This window comes from Pseudomonas sp. GV105 (genome assembly GCF_003058185.1).
Lineage (GTDB): Bacteria > Pseudomonadota > Gammaproteobacteria > Pseudomonadales > Pseudomonadaceae > Aquipseudomonas > Aquipseudomonas veronii.
Genome location: NZ_QBUF01000014.1, coordinates 65,703 through 78,191, shown reverse-complemented (window position 1 = coordinate 78,191; position 12,489 = coordinate 65,703). Strand labels below are relative to the sequence as shown.

Here is a 12,489-nt window from a genome sequence, read left to right as displayed (position 1 = left end):
TTAACTCAGCCCGGCGCGCTGCCCCGCCTGAATCCTGGTTTAGATAACACCTCGGTCAGTGTGGGAGGGGGCTTGCCCCCGATGACCAAGCGTCAGCCACTGCATCGGGTGACTGACCCACCGCCATCGGGAGCAAGCTCCCTCCCACATTTGATCTTCGGTGGTGCCAGAATCGAGACGATTAACTCAGCCCGGCGCGCTGCCCCGCCTGAATCCTGGTTTAGATAACACCTCCCACCTTTGACCTTCGCTGAGATCAGTCCGTACCGTATTTCGGGTTGCGCGGACCGTACAGCAGCCCGGTGCGCTGCCCTGCCGAGAGCAGGCGCGCACTGGTGATGCCCGCGATCGGATGCGCTGCGTCGGTGGAGCTGTTGATCACCTGCTTGACCGCCGCGGTGATCAACATGCCCACCAAGCCGCCGCCGTTGTTATTGTTGCCTTCCTCACTGGACGCACGCGCCGAGCCGGTCCACAGGGTGGTGCCGGTGCGCAGGTCCACCAGTTTGGCCGAGGCGGTCACCGCGGTGTTGCTGGAGATCAGCATGTACTGGGTGCCGTACTCGCTGACGGTGATGTACAGCGCTGCATCCGCACCGAAGATGTCATGCAGCTTGGCCGGCGGCACGCCCTGAATATCGTTGGCGGTGGTCAGGCCGTTCTGGCGGAAGGTTTCGTCCACCAGGGCAATCGGCAACACGTAGTAGCCGGCTTCGGCCAACGGGTAGGTCACCTGCGAAACCATGCTGTAGGACGCCTGCACTTCCGGCGATTCATTGATCGGCGGCAGCACCAGGATCGACTTCGGCCGCGCCTGTTTGTATGCCGTGTAATCAATCGTCTTCGGTGCCGCGCAACCGCCGAGCAAGGCCAGGGCCAGCAAGGCGCCGGTGAGTTTCAATAGGCTCATTTGGTGGCGACTCCAGTCTTGGCGTTTTTCAGCAGAAAGTCCATGTACGCAGCGGATTCGGGGAACAGCGCCTTCTCGGTGCGGAACTCCTGCACCATCTGGTCATCCTTACCCATGCTCAGGTACAGCATGCCCAGGTGGGCGTGGTAACCCGGCGGTGCTTTGCGGCCACTGGCGTTGATCTTCTGCAGATCGCGCTCCAGGGCCTCGACCTGCGCTTCCTTGGGCTCGCCCTTGAAGTACTCGTAAACCTGCGGCTGGTAGCTTTCCCATTGATACAGGGGTTGAGGCGCCGTCTGGCACCCGGCGACCGTCGCGATTGCTGTCAGCATCAGCGCCAACTTCACTGCCTTGCTCATCCGTGTACTACTCCTTGAGAGGTTGCCAATCAGTTGCGCGGGTTCCAGGCGCCGGCGTTGATGCCGTCGACCAGGCGGTTGATCGCTTCACGCATGGCCAGGTCGAGCACCTTGCCATTGAGGGTGGAGTCGTAGCTGGCGGTGCCGCCGAAGCCGATCACTTCACGGTTGGACAGCGCGTACTCACCGGCACCCTGGGTGGAATACACCACTTCGGAAGTGCTGATGTTGACGATATTCAACGCGACTTTGGCGTAGGCCACTTGCGTCTTGCCACGGCCGAGGATGCCGAACAACTGGCGGTCGCCGGTTTCTTTGCGGCCGAACTCGGTCACATCGCCGGTCACCACGTAATCAGCGCCTTTGAGCTTCTGCACGGTGCCTTTGATCGCGGCTTCCTGGGAAATTTCGCCCATGTTGTCGCGGTCCAGCACGCTGAAGCGGTTGGTCTGCTGCAGGTGGGTGATCAGGATGGTCTTGGCCTGGCCGCCGAGACGGTCGACGCCGTCGGAGAAGATGCCGCGCATGTAGCTGGAGCGGTTATCGAACTTGCCCACGGCAATCGGCACGCGCACGCCGGAATAGGCGACGTGGGCGCTGGCGACTTGTTCCACCGGCATCGCGCGGTTGCTCTCCGTGGCGCAACCGGCCACGGTCAGCAGCGCTGCGACGGCAACGCCGGACAGCAGGATTTGGGACAGTGTTTTCACATGTTGCTCCTAAAGTGAGGAAATCAGCAGCGCTCGGTGTAGCGAGAAACCGGGCACGAGGCGATACCCACCCCTTCGAGGTCGAAGGCGTCGGGCCAAGGGCGGCAGTTTCAGGGAGGGAGGCAGGCTGGCCTGCGCAAAGGCAAGAACTCGCGCGTAACTGACTTCATCCCTGAACATGTCGTGTCGCAACGGCTGCGACATTTTACGGGGTTGAGAGGGGTTCTCAAGGTGTTTCGTCGGAGCGCGTGCGGTGACGCACATTCCTCAAGTTTTCGGCCCGTCAGTCGAGACAGTGGCCTGGCTCATTTATTAATAGGGATATTGCGTGTTGAAAAACCTCTTCCGAGCAGCGACCCTGATCGCCGCCCTGTCGATGACCGGTTGTGTGTCCTACACCGTCACCGGCCCCATTGGCGCCCCGCTCCACCCTGCCGCCGTCACCAGCCCGCGCAGCGCACAAGTCGCCGATGTGACGGTGAGCGTCGCCGACGTCAACGACGCCAACAAGACCGCGATCAGCCGCTCGCTGACCGCTCAGCTCAATCAGTACGTGAGTACTGCGGGCTACTTCAAGCAGGTCACCGAATACCCCGTGCGCCTGGGCGAGCAGGACGTGTCGCTCAAGTTCAACATGACCTCCCTCAAGGGCCACCGTGGCATACACCCAGGCTATGTCCCCGGCGCCTTGCTGACGCTGACGGTCTGGATCTGGGTCAACGGCCCAATCTACGTCGACACCTTTGACGTGGCCGGCGACCTGGTGATCGTCGATCGCGATGGCAAGGAACTGGCGAGCGCCAAACACGAGGTCAAGTTCGAGCGCAACGTCGGCCTCTACGGTCGCGAATACTGGGCCCCAACCATGGGCGCCAAGCAACTGAACGAACTGGTCGCGCAACTGCTCGACACCGCTACCGCGAAGCTGGCCAAACCGTAATTTCAAGGAGCGACACATGAAAGGATTGATCAAACACAGCCTGGTCCTCGCGGCCATCTTGCTGACAGGTTGCGTGTCTTACTCGCAACACGAACTGCCGCCTGTGCAAACCTGGCCGCCGACCGCCAACGCACCGGCGCAAAAACCCACGGCGTTCGTGCGTACCACCGCGCTCCGCCAGGTCAACAGCGGCCCGGGCAACACTGCAGCCGGCGCTCCGGCGGCGTTGTGGGAAAAGGCCGTGGCGGATTCGTTTCGCCAGTCCAACCGCTTCTCGCGGGTGAGCACCGACAAGGTCGACTCGGACATCTACGCCGACGCCACCCTGTACAACAACGAACAGTTCAACATGGCCTCGGCGATCATCACTGGCGTGACGTTCTTCATCATCCCGTCCACGGCGAAGAACACCTTCACCCTGGAAACCGTGTTCAAGGACAAAGACGGCAAAGAACTCGGGCGCGTGAAAAAGAGTGAGTCGGTACGCACCTGGATGCACCTGGTGCTGATCGTGGGCATCCCGTTCCAGGCGGACACGCGGGAAGTGGTGGAGGCGTTGACGCGCAGCACGCTGGATGAGGCGGTGCAGCGCAAGTTGTTCTGAGGTCAAAAGTCGCTGTGAGGGCAGGCCAGCCCTCACGCTGCTCAGTGAAAAAACACAACGCTCGAAAAGCGACCTGTGGCGCGGGAGCTTGTTCCCTCGCCACAGGTACAGTGTTTGCCCTTGACCCGGCGGCGTTCTGGCTTGGAACGCGTAACGCGCCTTGAGCATTACCCCATCCACTCATGTCATTTGAAAACGCTGCAATCCATGCAACCCGACCGGGTGGGGCGTTTGAGGGCTGCGGGGCTTGAGGGAGTGGCGGGGTGCTATACCTTGCATGGTTTTGGGCAGGGGGCTTATAGTCCGGCCGTCGCCCAACCGGGCGATCGGATTTGGCGATCCGTAAACGAGTGCAAAAGCGTTCTGCGTTTTTTTGCAGGCATTTTGCACCCGCAGAGTCGCTGTTATGGCGGCTGTGCGTGGGAGGCCTTCGGGTCTGCCGGTTACTCGTTTCCGGTTCGCCAACCTGCGTACAGCTGCCACCTAATTCGTTTGGCGACGATTAGGTGGTAGATCTCATACCCTCTAAACGAGACTTCAAATGAATCGATACATGCCCCTAACCGGTCACGATAGCACCGTACCCGCCCTGCTCATCGACACTCAGGCACCCCTCGACGTCCTCCACGACGCCGCCGTGTACCGGATTCGAGCCGTCACCCAACTGCTGGAAAACCTAGCCTTTCGCGAACAGCTCAGCAGCGATGCCGTGGTGCTGCAAGACTTTGCCCATCTACTGGCGATTCCGCTGCGCGATGGGTGTGATTTGTTGGATGTGATCAGCCGCAGGCTCAATGCCGATCCAACCTGAATAAAATCGGGCGGCCTTAGTGCCGCCCCGGTTTGTGCAGATAATCAACTCTAGGCCCCACCATTAAAGAGAAATAGGGGTCAGACCACCATTATAAGACTAAGAAAAAACAGTCTTCGGACGACATACCACTCCTCGGATAACTCTCTTTTTAAAGGACTGAACAATAGTCACGAAAACTCCTTAAATGCAAAATGTGGTCTGCCCCCTATTTCCCGCGTCCTGATAACATGGAGTTGACCTATACGATAAATGGAAAGACCGAAAAAGTTTTCTTTGAAAATGAGGCTCATAAGATTCCGGAGGTTATATAGTGGTTACTCAAGACGTACAGTTAGTGAAACAGATTTTTGAGCTGCTAGATGCAGGTATCGTGGATGGCTACGACTCTTTTTTTTATGAGGTAACAGTAGGTGCGGGTTATATAGAAACTGTTCTTACTGTCGAGAACAAAGGGGTTCGGATGACGGATGCGGAAACGGATTACAATGGCGCAATCCTCTATCGTTTGGTGAAGGAGTTGAGGGAGTGCGCCACCAGACGTGGTGAAAATTGGAGTTCGTTTGTGATGACTTATGCGCGTGGTGGAGAAGTTAAAACCAGGTTCAATGCTTGATTGATAAAAGGTCTTAGATCAAAAAAGATCGGTGAAAGTGGATGAGCAGGGGCGAGGCTATCTGTTTGGCTTCGCTCGGTTACTAGGCGATGAAAGCCAACGTTGTAATTGTCCAGGTGTTGCAAGTTCAGATTGATGTTGAAGAGAAATAGGGGTCAGACCACCATTATAAGACTAAGAAAAAACAGCCTTCGGACGACACACCACTCCTCGGATATTGGGAGCGTCAGCATGTGCTTTTGCACCGTCCCATCAAGATGAAGTTAAAATTCACGACCTAAAATCTCTTGAAAGTCATCGACTAAATCACCAAGCTCTATATCAGGATTAAGTATCACTAGCTGGTCCGCAGTCACATCTAGCGACGCGAATACCTCTTCAAGTACGGTTGCATCGATGCTTTTCTCATAATAGTTCTCAACTAAACTCTTATAAGCTGCAATACCTCCCACAAAAAAACCTAGCAGTGGATACTCTTTCAGCCCATCCGGCGACGCACACCACGATGGCTGCTTGACACCTCGCCAAAAAAACAGACTAGCATTATCCGTAGAGAACGCTGGCTCAACTTTAAATTGCTGAAACGCCTCGGGCATAGCATTCAAACATTCAGACACATTAGGCAAAGGAGAACCACATATAACTTTCCCTGCAACACCTGCATCGGTAAAGTGCAAAAAATACTCAGCCCCGGATCCGTCCCTCATTGAGGCCATCATTTCTTTCCCCGCTCCATCCCAATTACAGTTGAATGAGAAGTATCTATACTCCCACTCGGGCATAATTATGGCATCCAACAACGCTAACCCCTGAGCCACATGTTTAACACGATCAACTGCAGGCAGTTCATTTATATTTAGAATCGAATTATTCATCTAGTAGCACCTATTTGTCAGATTTGGCTCTATTCTCTTGTCGAGATAGAATCTGAAGATTTGAGCTGCAATTTGTACCATCACAATTTTTTGGCTTTACATGGTCAAACTGCCACTCGTTAGGATCTGGAGTTACGCCGCGCTGGCTTTTTTGTGGTTTGACTAACACAGTACCACTGGCATCGGATTTGACTACACCGTCGTTGGCTGCTTTATTCAACTCCAAGAGAAATAGGGGTCAGACCACCATTATAAGACTAAGAAAAAACAGCCTTCGGACGACACACCATTCCTCGGATAACTCTCTTTTTAAAGAACAGAACAATAGCCACGAAAGCGCCTTAAATGCAAAACGTGGTCTGACCCCTATTTCCTCGCTGGGGCTTGAAACGCTGAGCTGCAAGACGCCTGGCATGGCCGTCAAAGAGTTATGGGTGTATCTGCTGGCGCACAATTTGATTCGGATGGTAATGGCCCAATCAGCGCTCTTGGCGGATTGTTTACCGCGACAACTGAGCTTCAAACATAGCCTTCAGTTGTGCCTCGCGTTGAGGCAGTACGGGACGGGTAAGCAAGGCGACGAGGTGTTGAAATTGCTCCAGCTGATTGCCCGAAAACGTGTTGGAAATCGGCCGAGTAGGATAGAGCCCCGTGCTGTAAAACGAAGGCCAAAACCTTACCCCAAGCTGATGCAGGCACGAGGAGCGGCAAGGGCCGAGGTACGCAAGAATGGGCATCCGAAGAAGGTTAAGTAAGTGCCATTCTGGTCTGACCCCTATTTCCACTAGTATATATAGCAATTTTCATCACTGCGTCCCTCGGGCCGCCACGCTCTAATGATACCCTCCTCGGAAACCAACACAGAGTAATGGCAATCCCTGATCCACGTAATGTAAATCCGTTTATTTTTTCCTTCAGCAACAACACGATCAAACACGCGATTTTTATTCACCGGGGACCATAGCGACCCGCCACAATCTCGTTGACAAATGGAGTGATTATGCGAATCCAATGTTGTTCCCACCCAAGCATCCTTACTGTTCTTCCATCCAGAGTAAGAAGGTGCACACCCTGTGATTAAAAAGGCGAATAATACAAAGAGACTAATTCTGCGCACGTTTTTTCTCCGCTTCGATTTGAGGCCGATATTTGTCATAGATCGCACCATAGTTAACAAATAGCGCCGGGGGCATACTTCCAATATTTTCAAGAAACGACATTTCATCTCCCTTGTACGTTTCCAAATCACTCATCCATGTGTCATGCAAGGTCGCGAAAGAATTAAATCCAGGAACTTGATTTAACCCATTACTAATTGGAGTGCCATGACAAATAGAAAATATGCCACAGCCTTCGGTTAGATTGAGACCGATATTTTTACCATCTCTGTCTACCCCGTTGTAGACTTCACGAGGAACAAATCCATCAGGTAACACCTCGTATTCAGGCCCCTTCACTCTGTCGACTCCCGGTCGTGTATCCGGACCGCGCCCAGCGGAATATTGATAAATTTCAGTCAACGCTCCAGTGCCCGCGATCGTCAGCCAAGAGCTTTTATCTTTGCCGCTCAGCACGCCTTTCAACGCCGTATTCGCGGTATAGGCTTTAACCCGCTCCGCGTAACTCACCGTTTTATAGTTGCCCTCAGACGTCAACTCTCTGCCCCAACCGTCGGTGAAGGCTGCGTCAAAGCCGGCGATTACCGCACCCGTGGCATACCCTTTCAGAGCGTCTTGGCTCGTCACGTCCTTAAGCACCAGGCCAATGTTGCCTTTGTTGTTGATAGTGCTCGCCGCTGCGGTACCCGCCATGGAAGAAAGCGCGGGAGAAATAGGGGTCAGACCACCATTATAAGACTAAGAAAAAACAGCCTTCGGACGACATACCACTCCTCGGATAACTCTCTTTTTAAAGGACTGAACAATAGTCACAAAAACTCCATAAATGCAAAACGTGGTCTGACCCCTATTTCCCCTTCCCTTACTGAACTGCCACCTTGCACCAATTAAACAACTATAACATCACCAGAATCCAGATAAATCGAATAGGATTCATAGTCACCGCTACAGTCAGCCTCGATTACAATCCTATCGCCAGAACTGAATGATACCTGCAATGTAGCAGTCTCGACTTCCTCGACCAAAACGACATCTTTCAACAAAAAATCTAACAAGGGTGCACTGGTAGATGAATCCGTGAATTCTCGTCTCCCCGAAACATCACCAACTTGATACGTCAATCCTGCTTCAACACAGAAGGAAACCTTATATGGAGGAACGCCGGGTGCAATTTGTGGGCGTGAAAAGTCCAGCCTTGTGACGCGCACACCAAAACAAACCATTTCCAAGTAACACCCGGAAAGCAGCAGAAAATCAAAATCGTCTGGCAATGTGTACATATGTCCCTCTAATTAAGTCCATAGCCTTTCAACGACGAACAGGCGGTAAAGAGTCTGGTGGAAGCGGAACATGTGTATCTCCCTGCCCGATACCCGGTTTACCTGTCGACGGATTCATCGGTTGCTTGCCGGAGTTCTGCCAACGCCAGTATCCGTCCTCATATCCTGGAACAGGTGATGAGCCAGGCGGCATAACTCTAATGTGCTCCCCTTTCGCGGGATCAGTACCAGCCGGAAAGTAGATTTCACCACCATTTCGCCCTGGTCGACTGACCCACCCTGACGGAATTACCGGTGCCTGTGGAGGGTTTGATATTTCCTCTACAGTTTGTGGAGTCTTCGCCCCACCTTTTGCACCAACTCAAATTTTCCCTTTGAGGTGATTTCGCCACGGTACTAGCAAACCGTCCAGCAGGACTCGATCAATAACACCGTCCTCAATAGCGCCAACATAAGTAGTATCTAACTGAAACTCAAAGGAAAGACTTTCATTTTCAGATAGTTTTTTTACGGCACCTACCAGCGCCTCTACGTCATCTAGGTTTTTTGAGTCCATCTCAATAGGAAGTAGGTTTGGCGGCAAAGCCGAATAAATTTCCAAAATCCCACCTACTACTTCCGTACCACTCTCGTCTATCTCGTCAATAAAGCTTGGCGGAGTAACGCTCCATATTCTTGACGCAGCAACCTCATTCACAAGCTGCTGCACATTAGATCTAATAGACTGGTCCAAATCCTGAGCCACGTAAAAAATTAACTTTTGCTTCGCAAGCTCTAGCGGTATGGAATGCATTACTCAGCTCCTTTTTTCGGAGGGTATGCCGGGAGAGCTGACCCTGGACCGCCCGGATTATATCTAAATCCTCCTGGCATATGCGCGTCCAAATGCCGTGTATCAGGCAGTGGCACAGTAAGTGGCGAACCCTGGACATGGAGAAATAGGGGTCAGACCACCATTATAAGACTAAGAAAAAACAGCCTTCGGACGACATACCACTCCTCGGAGAACTCTCTTTTTAAAGGACTGAACAATAGTCACAAAAACTCCATAAATGCAAAACGTGGTCTGACCCCTATTTCCCCAACCGAAATCTTGCGATCAACTAAAACTTCACCATCCACACCATCGAATTTAACCAACCTTATTGATCCATCCGGCATTGTTCTTTCTAGCGCAGGAGCTTGGCCAGATTGGGTTGCAGGATTGGAGCGAGCACCGGTTGCTGAGTCATTGTAATCACGGGCACGCGAACTCATACCTGCATTCTCATCAACCCACTTGACCTTAGTTGACGCAAGATCATCTACCTTTCCAGCAGCGCCACCAGTAGCTTTTGCACCGAATAGAGAGACTAAAATTAAATTTTGGTCGCACCAAACATTATAGGATCAAAACCTTCAGGCCAAACTGTCCCTTCATTATATATAGCACCAGAAAAAGAAGCGTTTTCTATTCTTTTAACGTCAAAATTAACATCGCATAAATTAGCTCTTACGAAACTAGCGCCAAAAACATCCGCATTTTTCAGACCAGACGATGAAAGATCGGCCTCGGTAAAGTCAGCCCCAACTGCTATAACACTTGAAAGATCCGCCCGTTTCATCTGTACGCCAACCAGTGTCGCATTCATAAGAGCGGCACCATGCATTACCGCCCCATTCAATATAGAGTGATTAAAAGATGCATTTCTCAAATTCGAATTTGTAAAATTTGCTCCAGAAACATCAAAATTATCAAAAATTGCACGATGAAGCTCCAACCCACTAAATATAGAATTAGCTAGACTATCCAAAGGCAAGTCCATAGTCTCACCTGTCTCAAAGTAAATAGTTATCATCTATTCCCCCAATCTACCGGATCAATTTTTACATCTGATACAGGTTTGGTTTGTCCAGCTTTGCTCGGTGACAATGTTCCTGGAGCCACCTCTGGACTTCGCCCTAATATTTTCGCAGCGATATAACGATGATTCCCATCAACAATTATATTTCCATCCATTTTAATTGGAGGAGCGACATCACCCTTAAGAAGACGATCAACGTATCTCTGAACCGCAGGTAATGAAACAAAATTTTGACCGCTAATAGCAGGATCACCTTGTAATGCTTTTTGAATGATCTCTGGCGTTACATCGGACCCTTTAGAAACCAAAGGTCCCTGAACTGTCGCTTTTGCACCCTGCGGTACATCAGGACCCACAGCTTCACCCTGACTACCCTTCCCTTTCCCTGCTCCAGAGCGCGAGGGTAATGTTACTCCAACTCCAGCCTTGATAGCCTCCGCCCCGAGCTTAACCAACACCCCACCGCCAGCAGAGCTGATATCTGCAGCAATTTTGCTGGAAGCGTCTAGGTTGCTCCCTATCACAAAACCTACAGCAGAAGCAGCACCACCCTGTCCCTGGGACCTAAGTTTACCTACCAGATCGACGAGTTTCTGATCATCGTTCGCCAACGAGATAGCAATACCCCTGCAGCGTTGCGGATCGCGCGCGCAGAGCGCATCCAATTCGTCATTTCTCTGCTGATCAAGGGCCGCATACCGCTCCCTAACCGCCCTTTTCTCTTGTTCCGTACTTTTGCTGTCAACCTCCCGAAGCATCTCCTCGACTTCTTTGTGGTAAAGGTAGTTAAACGTCGTCGCCTTCTGAGCAATCTGAGAGCCTTTCTCTAAATCACCATCAACCGCCGCCGCTGCTAACAACCCAGTCAGTTGTGAAAGCATCAAAGTGATGTCTTTATTGCCTTGGGCGGCCCAAGTTAATTGATTGATGAGCGCTTCATTCAACCCAGCCGCCGCAGCCCCGGTTTTGAAATCACTGCCGGTCGCTTCCGCCAGCAATCCGCCCATCAATGCATGAGCAATGATCTTTTGAGGGCTTCCATTCGGGAAGGTGACGTAGTCACCCACCCAATTAAAACCGGTAGCCATCGCAACGTTGCCAGCCTCTCCCAGCAAGGCAGCATTGAAATTGTCGCCGAAACTTCCGCCCTGGATGGCCGTAGAAATCCCGCTAGAGATTACCGCCCGACCTCCAGTGCGCAGGGCGATATCACCCGCTGACGTCCAGGTGAAAATATCTTTGGAGGAGTTAGTAACCGCCAAGGTTGAGCCCGCACTCGGGTTAACACCTTGGACGGTGCTAGTACTTGCACCTGCTTTGTCGGCACCAGCGAACCAATTAGAGAAATAGGGGTCAGACCACCATTATAAGACTAAGAAAAAACAGCCTTCGGACGACATACCACTCCTCGGAGAACTCTCTTTTTAAAGGACTGAACAATAGTCACAAAAACTCCATAAATGCAAAACGTGGTCTGACCCCTATTTCCCCTCTCCGTGGCAAACGAAGCACCACGAGTAACACCTTCAGTTCGAGCAGGGACTTCCTGTGTGTAATACCGAATTCGTCCATCAGGAAGTGTTTTCGTAACAGCCGCGTTCTCCTGTGCTTTCTGCAAGCCTGAAAGCTTTGCCCTCAAAGCAGCTTGAGCGTTAACACTTGCTGCTTCACTAGATATTGCTGCGGTTTCTTTTGCACCAAAGGAAACTCAGACAAACGAAATGTCTAACCTATCGACCCGCCATGAAATCAGCTTCCCCTCAAGGAAACCAAAATCCGCCAGAAAAATCTCATCACAGAAGGTCAACCCACTACAGCACAAGCAGCCATCCCTCAACTCGCCGATAATTCTGTATGAATAGCCTGGACCTTCTCTAAGGACTGAGGGTGTGACATGAGAAATCTCTTGAACAATATACTCACCAAAAACCATGGGCAACAACTCTGCCCGATACACTCGCCCTATCTCAAGCTGATAGGGAAGATAGCTTGCAAAGCAGGTAAGCCGCTGACCACATACAACAATCGAGACTTCCTCTTCTATTTCAGAATTGACGCCATCAACAAGCACTGAATAAATCATGGTACAGGCCTTATAATTTTATCTTTAGGATCACCATTCAACATCTTCCAAAAACTCTTACCACTTTCCACATGGATTGTAGTGATGGCACCATCAGAATTAGTTCCTACAAATCCATACTTCGCATCTCCACGGGACGAATTACCCATGAACTGCACGTAGCCAGTTCGCATTTCGCCCTTGTACAGATACTGAACCTTATCCCCGCCTTGCATAATGTCCTTGCCCACCTGCAAATATTCGGTAGACGACTTTGCCCCAAATTCAGCACCGTGTTTTTCAAAGTGACCAATCAGCTTTTCTTCATCAGCAAAACTAGCCGACCTCACATTTACAGTC

At 51.7% G+C, this 12,489-nt stretch carries 16 protein-coding genes and 1 pseudogene; 5 read left to right on the top strand and 12 right to left on the bottom strand.

The genetic code is table 11. The features are described 5' to 3' along the window. Positions 1 to 256: 256 nt before the first annotated feature. The 3 genes from C8K66_RS24495 to C8K66_RS24485 are packed head-to-tail and all read right to left on the bottom strand — an operon-like array spanning position 257 to position 1,979. Positions 257 to 910: a DUF799 domain-containing protein gene (locus C8K66_RS24495; RefSeq protein WP_079442601.1), complete on the bottom strand. Its 654-nt coding sequence runs from the start codon at positions 908 to 910 to the stop codon at positions 257 to 259. Continuing rightward, positions 907 to 1,269: a DUF4810 domain-containing protein gene (locus C8K66_RS24490; protein WP_017848623.1), complete on the bottom strand. Its 363-nt coding sequence runs from the start codon at positions 1,267 to 1,269 to the stop codon at positions 907 to 909. The genes C8K66_RS24495 and C8K66_RS24490 overlap by 4 nt, the downstream gene beginning before the upstream one ends. A gap of 29 nt (positions 1,270 to 1,298) precedes the next feature. Next, on the bottom strand, positions 1,299 to 1,979 hold the full coding sequence (locus C8K66_RS24485; protein ID WP_017848624.1) for a CsgG/HfaB family protein: 681 nt from the start codon (positions 1,977 to 1,979) through the stop codon (positions 1,299 to 1,301). A gap of 328 nt (positions 1,980 to 2,307) precedes the next feature. Here C8K66_RS24485 and C8K66_RS24480 point away from each other — a divergent pair, with 328 nt between their 5' ends. From C8K66_RS24480 to C8K66_RS24465, 4 genes are all read left to right on the top strand, one after another. Then, positions 2,308 to 2,919, top strand: a complete 612-nt coding sequence (locus tag C8K66_RS24480) for a hypothetical protein (RefSeq protein ID WP_046385095.1) — start codon at positions 2,308 to 2,310, stop codon at positions 2,917 to 2,919. Positions 2,920 to 2,935: 16 nt separating this feature from the next. Beyond that, positions 2,936 to 3,523 carry a hypothetical protein gene (locus C8K66_RS24475; RefSeq protein ID WP_046385096.1) on the top strand — a complete coding sequence of 196 codons (588 nt, stop codon included), beginning with the start codon at positions 2,936 to 2,938 and terminating at the stop codon, positions 3,521 to 3,523. Between the two features lie 553 nt (positions 3,524 to 4,076). Further along, a complete protein-coding gene (locus C8K66_RS24470; protein ID WP_046385097.1) occupies positions 4,077 to 4,334 on the top strand; it encodes a hypothetical protein in 258 nt (85 codons plus the stop codon). 313 nt (positions 4,335 to 4,647) lie between these two features. Next, complete coding sequence (locus tag C8K66_RS24465; protein ID WP_108526170.1) at positions 4,648 to 4,950, top strand: hypothetical protein; 303 nt, start codon at positions 4,648 to 4,650, stop codon at positions 4,948 to 4,950. 263 nt (positions 4,951 to 5,213) lie between these two features. Here C8K66_RS24465 and C8K66_RS24460 read toward each other — a convergent pair whose 3' ends face one another. Continuing rightward, positions 5,214 to 5,825, bottom strand: coding sequence for a hypothetical protein (locus C8K66_RS24460; protein WP_108526168.1), 612 nt, complete (start codon positions 5,823 to 5,825; stop codon positions 5,214 to 5,216). A gap of 275 nt (positions 5,826 to 6,100) precedes the next feature. Here C8K66_RS24460 and C8K66_RS24450 point away from each other — a divergent pair. Continuing rightward, positions 6,101 to 6,580, top strand: a pseudogene (locus tag C8K66_RS24450) (IS4 family transposase); the annotation flags it as partial. A gap of 348 nt (positions 6,581 to 6,928) precedes the next feature. On the opposite strand, the gene C8K66_RS24440 reads toward C8K66_RS24450, so the two are convergent. The 8 genes from C8K66_RS24440 to C8K66_RS24415 form a co-directional block, all read right to left on the bottom strand. Further along, the gene (locus C8K66_RS24440; protein WP_256591058.1) at positions 6,929 to 7,657 is read right to left on the bottom strand and encodes a DUF637 domain-containing protein; all 729 of its coding nucleotides are present in this window, start codon (positions 7,655 to 7,657) and stop codon (positions 6,929 to 6,931) included. 173 nt (positions 7,658 to 7,830) lie between these two features. Continuing rightward, positions 7,831 to 8,223, bottom strand: coding sequence for a hypothetical protein (locus C8K66_RS30665; protein ID WP_126585958.1), 393 nt, complete (start codon positions 8,221 to 8,223; stop codon positions 7,831 to 7,833). 361 nt (positions 8,224 to 8,584) lie between these two features. Further along, on the bottom strand, positions 8,585 to 9,016 hold the full coding sequence (locus C8K66_RS24435; RefSeq protein ID WP_057006052.1) for a hypothetical protein: 432 nt from the start codon (positions 9,014 to 9,016) through the stop codon (positions 8,585 to 8,587). 242 nt (positions 9,017 to 9,258) lie between these two features. Beyond that, positions 9,259 to 9,480 carry a hypothetical protein gene (locus C8K66_RS30660; RefSeq protein ID WP_128192263.1) on the bottom strand — a complete coding sequence of 74 codons (222 nt, stop codon included), beginning with the start codon at positions 9,478 to 9,480 and terminating at the stop codon, positions 9,259 to 9,261. Positions 9,481 to 9,581: 101 nt separating this feature from the next. Beyond that, entirely contained in the window at positions 9,582 to 10,028 is a 447-nt protein-coding gene (locus tag C8K66_RS24430; protein WP_227778761.1) for a pentapeptide repeat-containing protein, read from the bottom strand. 29 nt (positions 10,029 to 10,057) lie between these two features. Continuing rightward, positions 10,058 to 11,329, bottom strand: a complete 1,272-nt coding sequence (locus C8K66_RS24425; protein WP_057006051.1) for a DUF637 domain-containing protein — start codon at positions 11,327 to 11,329, stop codon at positions 10,058 to 10,060. Positions 11,330 to 11,775: 446 nt separating this feature from the next. Next, positions 11,776 to 12,150 (bottom strand): hypothetical protein, encoded by a 375-nt coding sequence (locus C8K66_RS24420; RefSeq protein ID WP_057006049.1) that lies wholly within the window; start codon positions 12,148 to 12,150, stop codon positions 11,776 to 11,778. After that, positions 12,147 to 12,479, bottom strand: a complete 333-nt coding sequence (locus C8K66_RS24415) for a hypothetical protein (protein ID WP_057006048.1) — start codon at positions 12,477 to 12,479, stop codon at positions 12,147 to 12,149. Before C8K66_RS24415 ends, C8K66_RS24420 begins: the two co-directional genes overlap by 4 nt. Positions 12,480 to 12,489: the final 10 nt, after the last annotated feature.